The sequence below is a fragment of the Brevibacterium sanguinis genome, assembly GCF_039528855.1.
Lineage (GTDB): Bacteria > Actinomycetota > Actinomycetes > Actinomycetales > Brevibacteriaceae > Brevibacterium > Brevibacterium sanguinis.
The window spans coordinates 404,972-424,547 of sequence record NZ_BAAAMB010000005.1 but is presented as its reverse complement, the minus strand read 5'-3'; the positions used below and the strand labels follow the sequence as shown (position 1 = coordinate 424,547).

Genomic DNA, 19,576 nt, shown 5'->3' with positions numbered 1-19,576 from the left:
AGGCGGCCGTCGAAATCGGCCGGCGGCTGGCCGCCCTCGCCCGGCACGCTCAGGTCATCGTCGTCACCCACCTCCCGCAGGTCGCGGCGTGGGCGGACACGCACGTGACGATCGTCAAGGACGACGACGCGGAGACCGTGCGCTCCGGGGTCCGCGAACTGAGCGAGGACGAACGTGTGAGCGAACTCTCGCGGATGCTCGCGGGCATGGAGGACTCCGCCTCGGCGAAGGCCCACGCCGCCGAGCTCCTCGACTCCGCCCGGCAGGTCAAAGCCGGTGCGCCGACGCCTTCGTGAGAGAATGGGCGAACCATGAAAGCGCGCAGAATGAGGGAGACCCCCACGGTCCCGACCCGATCGGACCCGGCTCCGGCCAAACTCGACCGCCGGACGAAGGACCTCACGAAGCGCCTGGCCGCCGGTGACATCGCGGTCATCAAGCACTCCGACATCGATCGCGTCTCCGCCGAAGCTCTCGTCGCCTGCCGTCCCGTCGCCGTCATCAACGCCGACAAGTCGATCTCCGGACGGTATCCGAACCTCGGCCCCGGGATCATCGTCGACGCCGGCATCCCGCTCATCGACGCCACCGGTGCGGAGATCTTCGACGCGATCAGCGAAGGCGATGAGATCAGCATCGACGGCGGCACCGTCTACCTCGACGGCAAGGAGGTCGCCGCGGGCGTCGCGCAGACCCCGGAGACGATCGCCGAGGACATGCACGAGGCCGAAGCCGGCATGAACTCCGTGCTCGTCGACTTCGTCGACAACACGATCGAGTACATCCGCAAGGACTCCGACCTCCTCTCCGCCGAACTCGTCGTCCCCGAGGTCCGCACCGACTTCGACGGCCGCCACGCCCTCATCGTCGTCCGCGGCTACCACTACAAAGAGGACCTCGCGATCCTCGCCCCCTACATCCGCGAATACCGGCCGCTGCTCATCGGCGTCGACGGCGGTGCCGATGCGATCCTCGAAGCCGGGTACAAACCCGACATGATCGTCGGCGACATGGACTCCGTGTCCGACTCCGCGCTCACCTCGGGCGCGGAGATCGTCGTCCACGCCTACCGCGACGGCCACGCCCCGGGCACCGAGCGGGTCAAGGCCCTCGGCGTCGACTGCGTCGCCTTCGCCGCCTCGGGCACGAGCGAGGACATCGCGATGCTGCTCGCCGACGACAAGGGGGCCGACCTCATCGTCGCCGTCGGCACCCACGACACGCTCATGGAGTTCCTCGACAAGGGCCGCAAGGGCATGGCCTCGACGTTCCTCACCCGCCTGCGGGTCGGGTCGAAGCTCATCGACGCCAAGGGCGTCTCCCTGCTCTACCGCCAGCGCATCTCGAGCCTCCAGCTCACCGTCCTCATCATCGCCGGGCTCGTCGCCCTCGGCGTCGCGATGGCCGCCACCGCGGCCGGTCAGACCTTCCTCGGTCTCATCGCCGCGCAGCTCGACGGCGTCTTCGGCTGGATCGGCTCCCTCTTCGGCGGCGACCCCACCGCTGCGACAGAATCATCCGGTGCCCTGCGCGCCGTTCTCGACTCAAGGACTGCCTCGTGATCGACTTCCGCTACCATCTCGTCTCCCTCGTCTCGGTGTTCCTCGCCCTCGCCGTCGGCATCGTCCTCGGCGCCGGCCCCCTCAAGGAGCCCATCGGGGAGTCCCTGCAGAGCCAGGTCGACGCCCTGCGCACCGACCGCGACGACCTGCGCACCCAGCTCGAGGCCGCCGGCGGCAACATCGAGAAGCAGAACGAGTTCGTCTCCGCCGCGGCCCCCGAACTCATCGGCGGCACCCTCAACGACACGCAGATCAGCGTCATCACCGGCCCCGAGGCGAACGCCGAGCAGGTCGAACAGGTGACCAACCGGATCCAGGAGGCCGGCGGTCAGATCGCCGGTGACGTCGCCTTCGTCGAGGACACGCTCACCGTCGACGGCTCCGGTGACTTCCTCACCACCCTGCGCGGCATCGTCCCGGGTCTGCCCGCCGACGATGCGACCGCGCTGCGCTCGGCGCTCGTCATCGCCCTCACCGGCCGGGCCTCGATGATCACCGAAGGCCAGGAGCGCGACGACGCCGAGGCGAAGGCCACCGACCTCTACAACGCCTTCATCGACGCCGGTCGTTTGCGCAGCGACACCGATCACCGTACGACCGAGCTCTTCGTCATCATCGACGACGAGAACTCCCAGCTCGCCGACGAGACGCAGCCGAGCCCCGAGGCGACCGGCGACAAGGCCACCCGCGAGGTCATCACCGACTTCGTCAACGCCCTGACCGCCGAATCGAAGGCCGTCGTCGTCGCCGGTGACGCCGGCTCCGCCCAGAACGGGCTCGTCAACGTCCTGCGCACCGAGAAGTCCCGGGCCTCGACCGTCGACGGCCTCGGCCTCGGCGCCGGACCCATCATCACCGTCCGCGCGATCGCGGCGGCCAACAACGGCACCCACGGCCACTGGGGCTTCGCCTCGGACGCCGAAGCGGTCCTGCCCGGAAAGGTCTGACATGATCCGCACGATCGTCTCCTCCGCCGTCGCCGGACTGCTCGGGTACGGCGTGACGAAGGCCCTGCTGTCCTCCCCGCTGCGCAGGCACCCGCGCGTCGTCCGCACCAACCACGCCGGGGAGGACGTCACCCTCCTCGAAGGCCCCGCCGTGGCCGCAGGCCTGCTCGCCGGCAGCGTCCTCATCGAGGACCCCCGTCAGCGGGCGGCGACCCTGCTCGCGACCGCCGCCTCGGGCACCCTCGGCGCCGTCGACGACTTCATGGAATCCGGTAGCTCGAAGGGCCTGCGCGGTCACCTCAGCGCTCTGGCCCGCGGGGAGGTCACGACCGGGGCGCTCAAGGTCACCGGCATCCCGGCCGCCGCGATCATCGCCGCGGCGATCCTCGGCCCCGACGCCCACCGTCGCCAGAACGTCCTCACCGCGGCACTGCCGCAGTGGGCGCAGCCGGCGCACGAGCGCTCGTGGATCGCTGCGACCGTCGACACCGTCGTCACCGGGGGAGTCATCGCCGGATCGGCCAATCTCTTCAACCTCCTCGACCTCCGTCCGGGACGCGCGCTCAAAGCCGGCCTCCTGGTGGCGGGCCTCATGCCGCACCGCCGCGGGGTGACGTGGGTGCCGACCGCCGTCGTCACCGGCACGACCGCCGCGGCCTGGCCCGATGACCTCGGCGGGTCCGCGATGCTCGGCGACACCGGCGCCAACGCCCTCGGCGCCGCCCTCGGCACGACGGTCGCGGCGAACTCGACGGCCGGTCAGCGCGCTGTCGTCCTCGGCGTGCTCGTCGGCCTCACCCTGCTCAGCGAGAAGGTCTCGTTCACGTCGATCATCGAATCCACCCCAGGACTGCGGGAGATCGACGCCTTCGGGCGTGAGGTGAAGTGAACAGGCTCGTCCGGCTCTTCGCCTCGGCGGCGCTGCTCGTCTCGATCATCACCCTGATCACCCGGCTCGTCGGGTTCCTCCGCTGGCTCGTCTTCTCGAACTCGGTCGGCGCCGGCACCGTCGGCACCGCCTACCAGACGGCCAACCAGGTCCCGAACATCCTCTTCGAGGTCGTCGCCGGCGGTGCCCTGGCCGGCGCGGTCATCCCCCTGCTCGCCGTGCCCCTGGCCCGGGCGGACCGGGAGACGGCGAGCCGGATCGCCTCGGCGCTGCTGACGTGGGCGGTGAGCGTGACGCTGCCGCTGACGCTCCTCGTCGCCGTCTTCGCCCAGCCGATCGCCGCCGTGCTCATCCCGCCCGGCGACCACGGTGCCGGCACCCAGCAGACGGCGACGGCGGTCCTCCTCCTCATGTTCGCCCCGCAGCTCGTCCTCTACGGCATCGGCGCCGTCCTCACCGGCGTCCTCCAGGCGCACCGGAAGTTCCTCTGGCCCGCGTTCGCCCCGCTGCTCTCCAGCCTCGTCGTCATCGGCTCCTACATCACCTACGCCGGTGTCGGCGGCACGGACGCGACGTGGCAGACCCACATCGGATGGCTCGGCTGGGGAACGACGGCCGGCGTCGCCGCCCTCGCGCTGCCCCTGGCCCTGCCGATGCGCTCGACCGGTCTGCGGATCCGCCCGACGTGGACGTTCCCGCCCGGTGTGGCCCGGCGCGCCCTGCGCCTGGCCGGCGCCGGGATGGCGGCCCTGCTCGCCCAGCAGGGGGCCGTCCTCGTCACGATGCTCCTGTCCAACCGCTCCGGCGGCACCGGCACGTTCGTCCTCTTCAACTACATCAACGCCGTCTACCTCCTGCCCTATGCGGTCCTCGCGATCCCCGTCGTCACGGTGATGTTCCCGACGATCTCGACGTGGGTGGGCCGCGCCGGCGACCCCGCGGCGACCGCGGGCGACCGGGAGGCCGCCAGGGCCCGGCTGCACTCGCTCACGGCGACCACCTCGGCGGTCATCATCACCATCGGACTGCTCGGAACCGTCATCCTCATGAGCGCGGCCGGACCGCTCGAGTACTTCTTCACCGCGATCGACGCCGTCGGCGGCGAGGACTCCGCGCCGTTCTCCGCGATGAGCGCGGCGATCGTCGTCATGGCCCTCGCCGTGCCCGGCTGGTCGTTCATCGCGTGGGGCTCGCGGATCTTCTACGCCCTCGAACGCTCCCGCCACGCCGCGGCGGCGACGACGATCGGCTGGGTCCTCGTCATCGTCGGCATGATCGCCGCGATCGCCGTGACGAACGCGCAGGGCAACCCGGACCGCACCCTCGTCGCGATCTGCCTCGGCTACGTCCTCGGCATGACCGCCGCCGCGGTGTCCCTGCTCATCTCGATCCGCCGCGTCCTCGGCCCCGGCGGCCTGACCGGGGTGCTGCGCCGCAGCGTCCTCTCCCTCGTCGCGGCCGGCATCGCCTCGGTCATCGGCACGCTCGCCGCCCGCTGGCTCGCCGGGCTGCTCGGCACCACGGCAGCACCTTCGGTCGTCGTCGGCATTCTCGCCGCCCTCATCGGGTGCCTTGTCTTCGGACTCATCGTCCTCCTCGACCGCAGCTACCTCGCCGAGGTGCGCGGGCTGCTCGCCTCCCGCCGCTCCACCGCGCCCACGCCGCCGGTGACCGGTCCGCCCGCGGGCACCGACCACGTCACCGGCGCCTCACCGACCCCGAACGAGGAGAACCCATGAGGATCGTCTACGTCATCGGCACCTCGACCGGAGGAGTCGGCACCCACGTGCGGGCACTGGCCCGCGACGTCGCCGCGGCCGGTCACGAGGTCGGGGTCGTCGGCCCGGCCGCCACCGACGAGCAGTTCGGGTTCTCCGCGCTGCCGGGGGTGCGCTTCGCCGCCCTCGACGTCGGCACCGGGGTCGGCCCCCGCGACACCGGGCTCGTCACCGCGCTGCGGGGGATCCTCCGCAGCTTCGGCCCCGATGTCGTCCACGCGCACGGTTTCCGCGCCGGCCTGCTCGCCCTCCTCGCGACCCGCCTGCTGCGCCCCCGCCCGCGCTTCATCGTCAGCCTCCACAACCAGGCGGCGGGCACGGGACTGCGCGGCCGCATCGAGACCGGGATCGAGCGGCTGCTCGCCCGCGGCGCCGACGTCACGCTGGCCGCGAGCACCGACCTCGTCATCCGCGCCCACGATCTCGGTGCCCGCGACGCCCGGTTCGCGCCCGCCGCCGCACCGCCGGTGCGCGAGGTCAGCACCGCCGAGGCGACCGCGACCCGTGAGGCGCTGGCCGCCGAGTACGGGTTCCCCGCCGACGCCGTCATCGTCCTCGCCGTCGGCCGCGTCGCCCCGCAGAAGAACTACGCCATGCTCGTCCGCGCGCTCGCCCGCCTCGGGGAGCACTCGGGTGACCTCGTCGTCCTCGTCGCCGGCGCCGCCGATGAGACCGTGCTCGCCGAGATCCGCGCACAGTATGCGACCGCGGCGACCGCCTCGGCGCTGCCTGCCCTCCATTTCCTCGGACCCCGCGACGACGTCGCCGAACTCGTCGCCGCCGCCGACATCTCCGTCCTCACGAGCCGCTGGGAGGCCCGCGCGCTCGTCCTCCAGGAGGCTCTGCTCTCCGGACAGGCGATCATCGCGACGGCCATCGGGGGGACCCCGGAGCTCGTCGGCGACGCCGGGATCCTCATCGCCTCCGACGACGACGCGGCGCTGGCCGAGGCGATCGCAGACCTCGCCGCCGATCCCGGCCGGCGCGCAGAGCTCGGGGCCAGGGCCCGGGCGCGGGGAGCCGAACTCCCCGACGAGGCCGCGGTCGCCGCAGAGATCCTGGCCGTCTACGCTGAAGCGCCCGTGGCCCCAGGTAGGCTTGAAGGCAACTGAGTAGAAAGAGGATGAGGGAATGAGCCACACCGCCGAGATCCAGCCGCTGAGCACCGCCACGAGGATCCTCCACGTGCTCGCCGAGACGACGGGACCCGTCGCCGAGGTCGCGAAGATCGCCGTGATCGGCCATCTCAAGGCCGGTTTCAAGGTCGGACTCGCCGCTCACCCGGACCTCCTCGAGACGATCGAGGTGCCTGCTGACCTGCGGGAGAACTACCGGGAGATACCGCTGACGGCCAAGCGGCGGCTGAGCCCCTCGGACCCGAACTCGGCCTTCATCCTCCACAAGCACTACCCGCACGTCGACATCGTCCACGCCCACGGCCTCCACGCCGCCACCCTGGCCGGTCTCGGCTTCACGGGACTGCCCTCCCGGCTGCACCCGACGGCCGTGGCCACGGTGGAGAACTTCGACCCCGCCGATGTCATCGAGAAGACCGGCGCCGAGGTGGTCGCCCGGACCGCGACCGCAGTGCTCGGCACCACCGAACCCGTCGTCGAATGGTTCGCCGGCTCCGTCCCGCTCGTCGAACGCGCCGAACTCGTCACCCCCGACATCGACACCGACCTCACGGTGACGATGTCCCGGCCGCAGGTGCGCAGGCAGCTGGGTATCAAGGACGGCACGTGGATGATCGCGAGCCCGATCGCGCTCAAGGACCACACGGCGCTGGCCACCGTCCTCGACGCCGCCGGCCAGATCAACTCGCGCCGCCGCGACCGGCGCGCCGTCACCGTGCTCACCGGCACCGGCCGGGACCGGCGGACCGTGGCGAACTCGTTCGCCGACCGCGGCGTCATCGTCGCCCCGGCCGACGACCTCGTCGACGTCGTCGCCGCCGCCGATGTCGTCATCGCCGCGGAGTCCATGACGGGGCTCAGCCATGAGGACCTCATGCAGCTGTCGAAGCCGACGATCTTCATCGGCAACGAGCGCCGCGCCGGCATCTGGGGCGATTCGGCGCCGGTCGTCGCCCCCGACGACACGGACGGCCTGTTGCGTGAGATCAATCATCTTCTCGACGACCCCGCCGCCCGCGGCGCGCAGGCGATCGCCGCGAAGAAGCGGGTCATCGACGTCGACAACCCCGGTCAGATCGCCTCGAGCCTCCTCGGCGTCTACGCCGAGGCCGACGCCGCGTCGAATTCCCGACAGCCGGTTTGATAGAATCAAATTCCGTGGTGAATCGTATCGGGGCCCAAGAGCCGAACACAGTCAAGCACATCTTCGTCACCGGAGGCGTCGCCTCCTCTCTCGGCAAGGGTCTGACGGCATCGAGCCTCGGACACCTGCTCACTCAGCGCGGCATCAAGGTCGCCATGCAGAAGCTCGACCCCTACCTCAACGTCGACCCGGGAACGATGAATCCGTTCCAGCACGGTGAGGTCTTCGTCACCGAGGATGGAGCGGAGACCGACCTCGACATCGGTCACTACGAGCGCTTCCTCGACATCGACCTCGATGGTGCCGCGAACGTCACCACCGGACAGGTCTACTCCTCGGTCATCGCCAAGGAGCGCCGCGGCGCCTACCTCGGCGACACCGTCCAGGTCATCCCGCACATCACCGACGAGATCAAGTCCCGGATGCGCGCGCAGGCCGAACGTCCCGCCGAGGACCGTCCCGATGTCATCATCACCGAGATCGGCGGCACCGTCGGCGACATCGAATCCCAGCCGTTCCTCGAGGCCGCCCGCCAGGTCCGCCACGACGTCGGCCGCGACAACGTCTTCTTCATCCATGTCTCCCTCGTGCCCTACCTCGGGCCCTCGGGCGAACTGAAGACGAAGCCGACCCAGCACTCCGTGGCCGCCCTGCGCTCGATCGGCATCCAGCCCGATTCGATCGTGCTCCGCTCCGACCGCGACCTGCCGGACTCGATCCGCGCGAAGATCGCCTCGGCCAGCGACGTCGACCTCGAAGCCGTCGTGCCCTGCGTCGACGCCTCGAGCATCTACGAGATCCCCAAGGTCCTCCACGACGGCGGTCTCGACGTCTACGTCATCCGCCGCCTCAACCTGCCCTTCCGCGACGTCGACTGGACGAAGTGGGACTGGGTCCTCGAACGCGTCCACAATCCGGCGCACGAAGTGCGCATCGGCGTCGTCGGCAAGTACATCGACCTGCCCGACGCGTACCTCTCCGTCACCGAGGCGCTGCGCCACGGCGGGTTCGCCAACGACGCCCGCGTGAAGATCGAATGGATCCAGTCCGACGAGTGCGACTCCGAGGCCGGTGCGGCCGCGGCGCTGTCGGGTCTCGACGCGATCTGCATCCCCGGCGGCTTCGGCGTCCGCGGCATCGAGGGCAAGGTCGGTGCGCTCAAGTACGCCCGCGAGAACGGGATCCCGACGCTCGGCCTGTGCCTGGGCCTGCAGTGCATGGTCATCGAGTACGCCCGGAACGCCGCCGGCATCGAGGGTGCGTCGTCCTCGGAGTTCGACCCCGACACGCAGTTCCCCGTCGTCGCGACGATGGCCGAGCAGATGTCGATCGTCGACGGCGAGGGCGACCTCGGCGGCACGATGCGCCTGGGCACCTACCAGGCGAAGCTCACCGAGGGCAGCGTCGCCGCCGGCGCGTACGGGGCGACCGACATCAGCGAACGCCACCGTCACCGCTACGAGGTCAACAACGCCTACCGCGATGAGCTCGCCGAGGCGGGGCTGCAGTTCTCCGGCACCTCACCCAACGGTGAACTCGTCGAATTCGTCGAGCTGCCCGCCGACGTCCACCCGTACTACGTGTCGACGCAGGCGCACCCCGAGCTGAAGTCGCGCCCGACGAAGCCGCATCCGCTCTTCGCCGGTCTCGTCGCCGCCGCCCTGGCCAACCGGTGAGGGACCGCGCCGGTGAATGACCTCCACGACATCCCGTTCACCCCGGAGATCACTGCATCCACCGAGGCGTACCAGGGTGCCGTGTGGTCGATCCGGCGCGAGACCTTCGACCTGCCCGAAGCCACGGGACTCGTGCGCGACCTCATGGTGCACACGGGTGCCGTGGCCGTGGCGTGCCTGAACGAGGACAACGAGATCCTCCTCGTCCAGCAGTACCGCCATCCCGTCCGGGCCCGCCTCTGGGAGGTTCCGGCTGGACTCCTCGACATCCCCGGCGAGGACCCGCTCACCGCCGCCCAGCGGGAGCTCGCCGAGGAGGCCGACCTGCGCGCAGGCATCTGGCGGGTGCTCTCGGACTCCGTGCTCTCCCCGGGCGGCAGCAGTGAGACGATGCGGCTCTACCTCGCCCGCGACCTCACCGCGGTGCCGGCCGCCGACCGGCATGAGCGCAGCGACGAGGAGGCCGGGTTCGTCTACCGCTGGGTCGACCTCGACGAGGCGCTCGCGGCGATCGCCGACGGCCGCCTGACGAACTCCGTCGCCCAGCTCGCGATCCTCCAGGTCGCCGACGTCGTCCGCCGTGAGGCGGCAGGCGAGAACGCGCACACCCGTCCGGTCGGCGCGCCCCGGCTCCTCGTCGACGGCCGCGACGCACCCCCGGCCGGGTCGATCTCGGCCCCGCCGTCGGCTGAGTCCTGAGCCGACATGGCCAGGCACGGTGCCGAACTCCTTCCCGAACTGCCCGCGGAACTCGAGCGCGCCTTCGCCGGCTACCTCGGCGCGCTGCGCTTCGAACGCGGACTCTCGCTCAACTCCATCGACGCCTACGCCCGTGACCTCGGCCGGTACGGGACATGGCTGGCGGCGGCGGGGATCGGCCGCCTCGGCGAGGTGACCCGCACCCACATCGAGGACTTCGCGCTCCATCTCCAGGATTCGGGTCTCGCCCCGCGGACCCGGGCCCGTGCGCTCGTCGCGGTCCGCCGGTTCCACGCCTTCGCCCACGCCGACGGGCTCGCCGACGCCGATCCCGCCTCCGAGGTCAGTCCGCCGCGGGAGGGTCTGCGGCTGCCGAAGGCGCTGTCCGTGTCCGCGGTCGAGGCGATGCTCGCGACGACGGCGGGGGAGGAGCCGGCGCAGCTGCGGGCCGCGGCCCTCCTCGAACTCCTCTACGCGACCGGTGCCCGCATCTCCGAGGCCGTCGGCGCCGACCTCGACGACCTCGACCTCGAGACCGGGCTCATCCGCCTCTACGGCAAGGGCGGGAAGGAGCGGATCGTCCCGTTCGGATCCCATGCCGCAGCGGCCCTCGGAGCCTGGGTGACCCGAGTGCGCCCGACGATGGCGGCGAAGGCGACCTCCGGCGCGCCTGCCGGCGCGCTCTTCCTCAACGCGCGCGGCACGCGGATGTCGCGGCAGACGGCGTGGAAGATCGTCGTCGCCGCCGGGGAACTCGCGGGACTCGAGACCGAAGTCTCCCCGCACACGTTCCGCCACTCCTTCGCCACCCACCTCCTCGAGGGCGGGGCGGACATCCGCGTCGTCCAGGAGCTGCTCGGGCACGCGTCGGTGACGACGACGCAGATCTACACGAAGGTGTCGGAGGAAACATTGCGCGAGGTCTACGCCACCTCGCACCCCCGAGCGCGGTAGGGTTGTGCACAGCACGCAACGAAAGGTGGCCGACCGAGTGATGAATCCGCAACAGGCGTTGGATCTCCCCACAGCGAAGAGCGTCGACGACTTCGCCGAACCCGCCCCGCTGGACTCGCACGGGCCCGCACGCATCATCGCCATGGTCAACCAGAAGGGCGGTGTCGGGAAGACGACGTCGTCGATCAACCTGGGCGCCTCCCTGGCCGCGTACGGCCGCAAGGTCCTCCTCGTCGACTTCGACCCGCAGGGCGCCCTGTCGGTGGGACTCGGCATCAACCCCTACGACCTCGACATCAGCATCTACAACCTGCTGATGAACCCGCGACTCGATCCGCACGACGTCATCGTCGAGACCGAGTTCGACGACATCGACGTCCTGCCCGCGAACATCGACCTCTCCGCTGCCGAAGTCCAGCTCGTCGGCGAGGTCGCCCGCGAACAGGTCCTCTCCCGCGTCCTTGCGAAGGTCGCCGGCGAGTACGACGTCGTCCTCATCGACTGCCAGCCCTCGCTCGGCCTGCTCACCGTCAACGCGCTCACCGCCTCCCACGGGGTCATCATCCCGCTCGAGACGGAGTTCTTCGCCCTGCGCGGCGTCGCCCTTCTCGTCGAGACGATCGAGAAGGTCCAGGACCGCCTCAACCCCTCCCTCGAGGTCGACGGGATCCTCGCGACGATGTTCGACTCGCGGACCCTGCACTCGAAAGAGGTGATGAGCCGGGTCTCCGAGGCGTTCGAGGACAAGGTCTTCGACACCGTCATCAACCGCACCGTGAAGTTCCCCGACGCCTCCGTCGCGGCCGAGCCGATCACGAGCTTCGCCCCCAAGCACCCCGGATCCGAGGCGTACCGCAGGCTCGCCCGCGAGCTCATCGCCCGCGGAGGCGCGCCCTGAGCGAGACCGTCACCGCGGACGCCGTCCCCGGGGATCACCTCCCCGGGGAAACCGGTGCCGAGGACGCGCCCACGGGCTTCCAGGTGGAGCTGGAGAACTTCTCCGGTCCCTTCGACCTGCTGCTCGGTCTCATCTCGAAGCGCCGTCTCGACATCACGGAGATCGCCCTCGCCGAGGTGACCGATGAGTTCATCGCGTACACGACGAGTCTGCGCTCCGGCGGGGACCGCGACGGGGCCGCCGACCTTGCGGAGATCTCCCAGTTCCTCCTCGTCGCCGCCACCCTGCTCGACCTCAAGACCGCGCGGCTGCTGCCGCACGAGGAGGGAGAGGAGGAGCTCGACCTCGAACTCCTCGAGGCCCGCGACCTCCTCTTCGCCCGGCTCCTCCAGTACCGGGCGTACAAGTCCGTCAGCGCCCACTTAGCCGAGGCGATGACCGCCGGGGCCATCCGCGTGCCCCGCGACGTCGGACTCGACGCGGAGTTCCAGGACGTGCTGCCGCCGCTGGAGATCCGCATCGGTCCCGGTGAGCTCGCCGGACTCTTCGCCACCGTCCTCCAGCGCGACCACACGCCGCCGACGGTCGCCGTCGACCACATCCACCTGCCGCTCGTCAGCGTCTCCGAACAGCGCGGACACATCCTCGGGCTGCTGCGCGCCGGCGAGCTCGACTTCCAGGAGCTCCTCGACACCGCGGAGAACACCCTCGTCGTCGTCGCGCGGTTCCTCGCCCTCCTCGAGCTCTTCAAGGTCGGCCTCTGCGACTTCGAGCAGGACGAACCGCTCGGCCGGCTCCTCATCACCCGCACCGACACACCCGAGGACGGGGTCGACCTGCGCACCGAGGGGACATGGAGCGCCGACGAGGGCGACGAGCCGGGCCCCGCCTCGGCGGACGATGACGAGGACGACGCTGCGGACGAGGCGGACGACGAAGGCGAGGACGAGCAATGATCGACGACGAGATCCTCGGCGGCATCGAAGCCGTCCTCATGGTCAGCGACTCAGCGGTCTCGCCCGCGGAGCTCGCCGCGGCCCTCGGCATCGACGAGGACACCGTGATGACGGCGATCGAGGAGCTCTCGAGCGACTACGACGGCGACGGGCAGCGCCGGCAGCGCGGCTTCGAGATCCGGGCCGTGGCCGGCGGGTTCCGCATCTTCTCCCGCGGGGACTACCACGACGTCGTCAAGGACTTCCTCACCGCCGGGCAGAGCGCGAAGCTCTCCCAGGCCGCCCTCGAGACGCTCGCCGTCATCGCCTACCGGCAGCCGATCTCCCGGCCGCGGATCGCCGCGATCCGCGGGGTCAGCGTCGACGGTGTCATCCGCACCCTGCTGCTGCGCGGACTCATCGTCGAAGCCGGGAAGGAGGCGACCACCTCGGCGCTCCTCTACACGACGACCCACCAGTTCCTCGACGCGCTCGGCATGCAGAGCCTCGACGACCTCCCCGACATCGCCCCGTTCCTGCCCGAGGACTCCGACCTCGAGGAACTCGGCGCCGACGAGACCGAGGTCCTCGCCACAGTCGGCGACGAGATGTCACCAGACGACGTTTGATTTGAGACAATGGACCCCATGAGTCCCTACCGCGATCCCAGGGCGCCCGGCGGGCGCAGCAACCGACCGAGCCGCAAGCAGCGCGCCAGCACCGGCGCGAAGGGCGGCGGGGAGACCTCGGACGCCCATGTCAGCGGGGGAGTGCGGCTGCAGAAGGTCCTCGCCGAGGCGGGGCTGGGGTCCCGGCGCGCGTGCGAGCAGCTCATCCTCGACGGTCGCGTCGAGGTCGACGGCAGCGTCGTCACCGAACTCGGCACCCGCATCGACCCGGACACCCAGTCCGTCTACGTCGACACCCTGCGGATCTCGACGAGCCCGCAGAAGATCTACCTCGCCCTCAACAAGCCCGCAGGCGTCGTCTCGACGATGAAGGACCCCGAAGGGCGGAAGTCCCTGGCCGACTACGTCGGCAACCGCGCCGAGCGGATCTTCCACGTCGGACGCCTCGACACGGACACCGAGGGCCTCATCCTCCTGACGAACGACGGAGAGCTGTCGAACCGGCTCGCCCACCCCCGCTACGAGATCCCCAAGACCTACCTCGCGCAGGTCAAGGGGCAGCTCGCGAAGGACGCCTCGGCCCGGCTCAAGGCCGGCATCGAACTCGACGACGGCATCGTCAAGGTCGACGAGTTCCGTCTCGTCGACTCCACCCCGGGCCGCTCCGTCGTCGAACTCACCCTCCATTCGGGCCGCAACCGCGTCGTCCGCCGCCTGCTCGCGGCGATCGGCAATCCCGTCGAACGGCTCGTGCGCACGAAGTTCGGGCCGATCTCGCTCGCCGAACAGCGGCAGGGGAAGATCCGTCCGCTGCGCTCCGACGAGGTCGGGGAGCTCTTCGAAGCCGTCGACCTGTGAGGATCCACATCATCGGCACCGGGCTGCTCGGTGCGAGCCTCGGCCTTGCCCTGCGCGGGCGCGGGTACAGCGTCACGCTCGAGGACACGTCCCCGACCGCGCAGCAGCTCGCCTCCGACCTCGGCGCCGGTGAGCCGGTCGCACCCGGCACGGCACCCGATCCCGACATCGTCGTCGTCGCCACTCCGCCCGACGTCGCCGCCGGCGTCATCGCCGGGGCGCTGACCGCGTACCCGAGCGCCACCGTCACCGATGTCGCGAGCATCAAGACCCGCCTGCTCGAGACCGTCCGGGAGCTCGTCACCGGCGATGCCCTCGACCGCTACATCGGCTGCCACCCGATGGCCGGGCGGGAGAAGTCCGGGGCGATCGCGGCCCGGCCCGACCTCTTCATCGCCCGTCCGTGGGTCATCTGCTCCGATGAGGACACCCCGGAGAGCCGGCTGACCGCCGTCGAGGAGATGGCCGAGGCGACCGGCGCCTCGGTCACCCACCTCGACCCCCGCATCCACGATGCCGCGGTCGCGAAGGTCTCCCACGTCCCGCAGGTCGTGTCCTCCCTCGTCGCCTCCCAGCTGCGCCACGCCCCGCTCGACGAGGTGGCCCTGGCCGGTCAGGGACTGCGCGACGTCACCCGCATCGCCGCCTCCGACCCGGGCCTGTGGACGCAGATCCTCTCCGGCAACGCCGAGGAGGTCCGGGCCGTGCTCGTCGCCCTGCGCGGCGAACTCGACGCCGTCATCGATGCCCTCGCGCTCGGTCCCGGCTCGACCGGGGTGATCGCGCGGACGATCGCCTTCGGCAACGAAGGTCACGACCGGATCCCCGGCAAGCACGGACAGGCGCCGACCGCATATGCTGTCGTCACGGTCCTCATCCCCGACACCCCGGGGACGCTGGCCTCCCTGTTCAAGGACATCGGGGACCTCGGCATCAACGTCGAGGACTTCCGGATGGACCACGCGCCCGGGCGCCGGCTCGGCATCGTCGACGTCTCGGTGATGCCGGCGAACGCGAACGAACTCGAACACGGACTGCAGTCACTGGGATGGCGGATCCCCGAATCCGCCATCGAGAAGGAAGGAACCACATGAGCGTCGTCGCCATCGACGGACCCAGCGGAGTCGGCAAGTCGAGCACCGCGAAGGAGGTCGCCCGCCGGCTCGGCTACGCCTACCTCGACACCGGTGCGATGTACCGGGCGATGGCGTGGCTGGCGCTCAACCGCGGAGTCACCGATCCCGTCGACGTCCTCGAACAGGTCCGCGGCGCCGATCTCGAGATCTCCACGGACCCCGACGACTTCTCCGTGTCCGTCGACGGCATCGACGTCACCGAGGAGATCCGCAGCCCCGAGGTCTCTGAGAACGTCCAGACAGTCTCCGCCGTCCCCGACGCCCGCAGCGAGCTCATCGAACGGCAGCGCGACATCATCGCGGCCGCGAGCCCGGGCGTCGTCGTCGAGGGCCGTGACATCACGACCGTCGTCGCGCCCGACGCCGCGGTCCGCCTCCTCATGACCGCCCGCGACGACGTCCGCGTCTCCCGCCGGGCCAAGGAGCTCCACGGCAGCGACGACGCCGAGGCGGTCGCCGCGACCCAGTCCCAGGTGACCGGCCGTGACGCGAAGGACTCGGCGACGACGAGCTTCCTCACCGCCGCCGACGGCGTCCACACCCTCGACACGAGCGATCTCGACTTCGAGCAGGTCGTCACGACCGTGCTCGACCTGGTGAAGGAAGCACGATGACCGAAGAGGAATTCCACGAGGCCCCCGACGAGGCACTGGCCGAGCGTCTCGAGCAGATCAGCGACGAGGAGGCCGAGCAGCGGGCGACCGCGCTCGAGGCCGGGCTCGAGGGCTATGAGCTCGAAGACGACGACCGGGCGCTGCTCGACTCCCTCGGCTTCGACATCGAGGAAGAGGAGGAGCGCGGCGCCGATCCCGTCCTCGCGATCGTCGGACGGCCCAACGTCGGGAAGTCGACGCTCGTCAACCGCATCCTCGGCCGGCGCGAAGCCGTCGTCGAGGACGTCCCTGGGGTCACTCGCGACCGGGTGAGCTACCGCGCGGAGTGGAACGGCAAGGACTTCACCCTCGTCGACACCGGCGGCTGGGACTCCGATTCGAAGGGCATGGCCTCGCGGATCGCCATCCAGTCCGAGGTCGCCGTCGACATGGCCGACGCCGTCGTCCTCGTCGTCGACGCCACGACCGGCCCGACGGCCACCGACGAGATGGTCGTGAAGATGCTGCGGAAGAAGAAGAAACCGGTCATCCTCGCCGCGAACAAGGTCGACGACGAGCGCGGCGAGCTCATGGCCGCCGAACTCTGGGGTCTCGGCCTCGGACAGCCGTGGTCGGTCTCGGCCCTCCACGGCCGCGGTGTCGCCGACCTCCTCGACGAGGCGATCGACACCCTCCCCGAGGTCTCCGCCGTCGAGACGCGCGTCGAGGAGGGCGGTCCGCGTCGGGTCGCGCTCGTCGGGCGCCCCAACGTCGGCAAATCCTCCCTGCTCAACAAGCTCGTCGGCTCCGAGCGCGTGCTCGTCGACAACGTCGCGGGCACGACGCGCGACCCCGTCGACGAGCTCATCGAGCTCGGCGGCAAGCAGTGGCGCTTCGTCGACACGGCGGGCATCCGCCGGCGGGCCCACCAGGCCAGCGGGGCCGACTTCTATGCGGCCCTGCGCACGCAGACGGCTCTCGAGCGCGCCGAGGTGGCCGTCGTCCTCCTCGAGGCGCAGGAGCCGCTGAGCGAGCAGGACGTCCGCATCGTCACGACCGCCGCCGAGGCGGGTCGGGCCGTCGTCCTCGCCTTCAACAAGTGGGACCTCCTCGACGAGGAGCGCCGCTACTACCTCGAACGCGAGATCGAACGCGACCTCGCCCATGTCTCGTGGGCGCCGCGGGTCAACATCTCCGCGAAGACCGGACGGCACGCAGAGAAGCTCGTTCCGGCGATGGAGACGGCACTGGAGAACTGGGACAAGCGGATCCCGACCGGACGTCTCAACGCGTTCCTCGGCGAACTCGTCGCCGCGAACCCCCACCCGGTCCGCGGCGGCAAGCAGCCGCGCATCCTCTTCGGCACCCAGGCGCAGTCCCGGCCGCCGAAATTCGTGCTTTTCACCACAGGATTCCTTGAACCGGGGTATCGTCGTTTCATCATCAGGCGACTGCGCGAGACATTCGGCTTCGAGGGAACCCCCATCGAGCTGTCGATGCGCATCAGGGAGAAGAGACGAGGTCGGTAGTTGAGCGATGACACCCAGGCTCGAGGTCAGCAGCAGCCATGGCATGCGCGCCCGCCGGCCAGAGCCCTTGTCATCGCCCTGACGATCGCGGGCATCGCGTACGCCCTGACGTTCTTCCGGGGACTCCAGGACATCGTCGCGCCCGTCTTCCTCGCGCTCAACTTCTACATCGTCGTCTACCCGCTGCAGAAGTTCCTCACCCGGCACCGGGTTCCGGGGGCGATCGGCGCAGTGATCTCCGTCGTCCTCGTCCTCTGCATGATCGTCGCGTTCTTCGGGCTCACGGCCTGGTCGATCGCCGAACTCGTCATGCTCATCCCGAGCTACAGCACGGAGATCACGACGACCTATCACAGCCTCATGTCGCTGCTGTCGCAGCTCGGGGTGACCTCGAACGTCCTCGAAGAGCAGCTGCGGGGATTCAACGCGCGGTCGGTCATCGACGCGGTCACTCCGCTGCTGACGAACGTCTCCGTCGTCGCCGGCCTGCTCACGACCGTCGTCATGGCCGTGTTCTTCGTCGCGATGGATTCGATGGGCATCGGTCAGCGGATGACGATGCTCGCCGACGCCAAGCCGTCCCTGGCCGCCGCACTCGGCGGTTTCGCCAGCGGCGTCCGCCGGTACTGGGTGGTGGCGACGATCTTCGGTCTCATCGTCGCGATCCTCGACGTCGTGGCACTGGCGATCATCGACGTTCCGCTCGTGTGGGTGTGGGGTGTGCTCGCGTTCCTCACGAACTACATCCCCAACATCGGGTTCATCATCGGCCTCGTCCCGCCGGCGCTGCTCGCCCTCGTCGACAGCGGGTGGCAGTCCGCGCTCTGGGTCATCGCCGCGTACTCGGTCCTCAACTTCGTCATCCAGGCGATCATCCAGCCGAAGTTCACGGGCGAATCCGTCGGCGTCACCCCGCTCGTGTCGTTCCTCTCCCTCCTCTTCTGGGTGTGGGTGCTCGGCTGGCTCGGTGCTCTGCTCGCCCTGCCGGCGACCCTGCTCGTCAAGGCCCTCCTCGTCGACGCGGACCCGCGCGCGAAGTGGGTGAACATCCTCCTGGCCTCCGATCCGCACACGGCGAAGGACTCCCACCCCGGCACGGTCATGGGTCCGCGCGCGACCCCGGAGGCAGGCAAGACCCCGAACACGCTGCGGCCGACGGATCCCGGCGCTCGGCTGCTGTCGCGAAAGACCCGGCCCGGTCACTGAACGCCCGCGGGCACTGCACGCCCGCGGATACGGGCAGTCACCTCGGCGCGCGTCGCACCCGGACGGGCAGTGAACGTCCGCGGACACGGGCGACCGCCTCGGCGGGAGTCGCTCCCGGGCGGGCACTGCACGGTCGCGGACATGGGCGGCCTCCTCGGCGGGACTCGCACCCGGACGGGCACTGCACGTCCGCGGATACGGGCAGTCACCTCGGCGGATGGGCATCTCATCGTCGACCGCGCCGTTCACACGGGCGGCCGGCCATGGTTACCATGAAGCATGGCGACACTTCTTGAGATCCATCCTGACAACCCGCAGCCCCGACTCATCGAGCGCGCCGCGCAGGTTCTGCGCGACGGCGGACTCATCGCCTATCCGACGGACTCGTGCTACGCGCTCGGGTGCGCCCTGGAGAACAAGGACGGCATCGAGCGGATCACCCGCATCCGGCAGCTGAACTCCAAGCACCACTTCACGCTCATGTGCCATGACTTCGCGCAGCTCGGGCAGTTCGTCATCGTCGACAACTCGGACTTCCGGGCGATCAAGTCGATGACGCCGGGCCCGTACACGTTCATCATGAAGGCGACGAAAGAGGTGCCGCGGCGGATGATGCACCCGAAGAAGCACTCGGTGGGCGCGCGGATCCCGCAGAACACGACGGCACTCGCGCTCGTCGAGGCGATGGGCGAGCCGATCCTCTCCTCGACCCTGCTCCTGCCCGGTGACGAGGATCCGCTCACCGAGGCCGCCGACGTCATGGACCAGATCGGCCACGAGGTCGACGTCGTCATCGACTCCGGCACCCCCGGTGTCGTGCCCACCTCGGTCATCGACTTCACCGGCAAGCACCCCGAGGTCGCCCGCGTCGGCGCCGGCGACGTCTCCCGCTTCCTCGACGAATAGGCGCGTTCGGCCGGAGCTGGTGGCGGTGGCGTCGCCGTGGCACTGAGCTTCGACGCGGTCAACCGACAAATACGCCCTCTGCTAACGGCGTATTTGTCGGT

At 70.2% G+C, this 19,576-nt stretch carries 18 protein-coding genes and 1 pseudogene; all 19 read left to right on the top strand.

The window, feature by feature from the left end; translation table 11 throughout:
- Positions 1–296 (top strand): annotated as a pseudogene (locus tag ABD154_RS06730) (DNA repair protein RecN); the annotation flags it as partial.
- A gap of 15 nt (positions 297–311) precedes the next feature.
- Positions 312–1,562: a putative cytokinetic ring protein SteA gene (gene steA, locus ABD154_RS06725; protein WP_344250705.1), complete on the top strand. Its 1,251-nt coding sequence runs from the start codon at positions 312–314 to the stop codon at positions 1,560–1,562.
- Complete coding sequence (locus ABD154_RS06720; RefSeq protein WP_344250703.1) at positions 1,559–2,509, top strand: copper transporter; 951 nt, start codon at positions 1,559–1,561, stop codon at positions 2,507–2,509. Before steA ends, ABD154_RS06720 begins: the two co-directional genes overlap by 4 nt.
- Position 2,510: 1 nt before the next feature.
- Positions 2,511–3,398, top strand: coding sequence for a hypothetical protein (locus tag ABD154_RS06715; protein WP_344250701.1), 888 nt, complete (start codon positions 2,511–2,513; stop codon positions 3,396–3,398).
- Entirely contained in the window at positions 3,395–5,137 is a 1,743-nt protein-coding gene (murJ, locus tag ABD154_RS06710) for a murein biosynthesis integral membrane protein MurJ (RefSeq protein WP_344250699.1), read from the top strand. Before ABD154_RS06715 ends, murJ begins: the two co-directional genes overlap by 4 nt.
- Positions 5,134–6,288, top strand: a complete 1,155-nt coding sequence (locus ABD154_RS06705; protein ID WP_344250697.1) for a glycosyltransferase family 4 protein — start codon at positions 5,134–5,136, stop codon at positions 6,286–6,288. The genes murJ and ABD154_RS06705 overlap by 4 nt, the downstream gene beginning before the upstream one ends.
- Positions 6,289–6,307: 19 nt before the next feature.
- Entirely contained in the window at positions 6,308–7,456 is a 1,149-nt protein-coding gene (locus ABD154_RS06700) for a group 1 glycosyl transferase (RefSeq protein ID WP_344250695.1), read from the top strand.
- Positions 7,453–9,132: a CTP synthase gene (gene pyrG, locus ABD154_RS06695; RefSeq protein WP_344250693.1), complete on the top strand. Its 1,680-nt coding sequence runs from the start codon at positions 7,453–7,455 to the stop codon at positions 9,130–9,132. Before ABD154_RS06700 ends, pyrG begins: the two co-directional genes overlap by 4 nt.
- 12 nt (positions 9,133–9,144) lie before the next feature.
- Positions 9,145–9,831, top strand: a complete 687-nt coding sequence (locus tag ABD154_RS06690; protein WP_344250691.1) for an NUDIX domain-containing protein — start codon at positions 9,145–9,147, stop codon at positions 9,829–9,831.
- Positions 9,832–9,837: 6 nt separating this feature from the next.
- Positions 9,838–10,785 (top strand): site-specific tyrosine recombinase XerD, encoded by a 948-nt coding sequence (gene xerD / locus ABD154_RS06685; protein WP_344250689.1) that lies wholly within the window; start codon positions 9,838–9,840, stop codon positions 10,783–10,785.
- Positions 10,786–10,825: 40 nt separating this feature from the next.
- Positions 10,826–11,683, top strand: a complete 858-nt coding sequence (locus ABD154_RS06680) for a ParA family protein (protein WP_198499033.1) — start codon at positions 10,826–10,828, stop codon at positions 11,681–11,683.
- A gap of 83 nt (positions 11,684–11,766) precedes the next feature.
- A complete protein-coding gene (locus ABD154_RS06675; RefSeq protein WP_232623626.1) occupies positions 11,767–12,639 on the top strand; it encodes a segregation and condensation protein A in 873 nt (290 codons plus the stop codon).
- Positions 12,636–13,247 (top strand): SMC-Scp complex subunit ScpB, encoded by a 612-nt coding sequence (gene scpB, locus ABD154_RS06670; RefSeq protein ID WP_198499032.1) that lies wholly within the window; start codon positions 12,636–12,638, stop codon positions 13,245–13,247. Before ABD154_RS06675 ends, scpB begins: the two co-directional genes overlap by 4 nt.
- Positions 13,248–13,256: 9 nt before the next feature.
- Positions 13,257–14,105 (top strand): pseudouridine synthase, encoded by an 849-nt coding sequence (locus ABD154_RS06665; RefSeq protein ID WP_198499031.1) that lies wholly within the window; start codon positions 13,257–13,259, stop codon positions 14,103–14,105.
- Positions 14,102–15,199 carry a prephenate dehydrogenase gene (locus tag ABD154_RS06660; protein WP_198499030.1) on the top strand — a complete coding sequence of 366 codons (1,098 nt, stop codon included), beginning with the start codon at positions 14,102–14,104 and terminating at the stop codon, positions 15,197–15,199. Before ABD154_RS06665 ends, ABD154_RS06660 begins: the two co-directional genes overlap by 4 nt.
- On the top strand, positions 15,196–15,855 hold the full coding sequence (gene cmk, locus ABD154_RS06655) for a (d)CMP kinase (RefSeq protein WP_198499029.1): 660 nt from the start codon (positions 15,196–15,198) through the stop codon (positions 15,853–15,855). Before ABD154_RS06660 ends, cmk begins: the two co-directional genes overlap by 4 nt.
- On the top strand, positions 15,852–17,363 hold the full coding sequence (gene der / locus ABD154_RS06650; RefSeq protein WP_198499028.1) for a ribosome biogenesis GTPase Der: 1,512 nt from the start codon (positions 15,852–15,854) through the stop codon (positions 17,361–17,363). The genes cmk and der overlap by 4 nt, the downstream gene beginning before the upstream one ends.
- Positions 17,364–18,569, top strand: a complete 1,206-nt coding sequence (locus tag ABD154_RS06645) for an AI-2E family transporter (RefSeq protein WP_198499027.1) — start codon at positions 17,364–17,366, stop codon at positions 18,567–18,569.
- A gap of 279 nt (positions 18,570–18,848) precedes the next feature.
- Entirely contained in the window at positions 18,849–19,475 is a 627-nt protein-coding gene (locus tag ABD154_RS06640) for an L-threonylcarbamoyladenylate synthase (protein WP_198499026.1), read from the top strand.
- The last annotated feature ends 101 nt before the right edge of the window (positions 19,476–19,576 follow it).

Coding starts and splice junctions, on each gene's coding strand:
- steA (WP_344250705.1), top strand. CDS start 312: ATGAAAGCGCGCAGAATGAGGGAGACCCCCACGGTCCCGACCCGATCG.
- ABD154_RS06715 (WP_344250701.1), top strand. CDS start 2,511: ATGATCCGCACGATCGTCTCCTCCGCCGTCGCCGGACTGCTCGGGTAC.
- ABD154_RS06705 (WP_344250697.1), top strand. CDS start 5,134: ATGAGGATCGTCTACGTCATCGGCACCTCGACCGGAGGAGTCGGCACC.
- ABD154_RS06700 (WP_344250695.1), top strand. CDS start 6,308: ATGAGCCACACCGCCGAGATCCAGCCGCTGAGCACCGCCACGAGGATC.
- xerD (WP_344250689.1), top strand. CDS start 9,838: ATGGCCAGGCACGGTGCCGAACTCCTTCCCGAACTGCCCGCGGAACTC.
- ABD154_RS06680 (WP_198499033.1), top strand. CDS start 10,826: ATGAATCCGCAACAGGCGTTGGATCTCCCCACAGCGAAGAGCGTCGAC.
- scpB (WP_198499032.1), top strand. CDS start 12,636: ATGATCGACGACGAGATCCTCGGCGGCATCGAAGCCGTCCTCATGGTC.
- ABD154_RS06665 (WP_198499031.1), top strand. CDS start 13,257: ATGGACCCCATGAGTCCCTACCGCGATCCCAGGGCGCCCGGCGGGCGC.
- cmk (WP_198499029.1), top strand. CDS start 15,196: ATGAGCGTCGTCGCCATCGACGGACCCAGCGGAGTCGGCAAGTCGAGC.
- der (WP_198499028.1), top strand. CDS start 15,852: ATGACCGAAGAGGAATTCCACGAGGCCCCCGACGAGGCACTGGCCGAG.
- ABD154_RS06640 (WP_198499026.1), top strand. CDS start 18,849: ATGGCGACACTTCTTGAGATCCATCCTGACAACCCGCAGCCCCGACTC.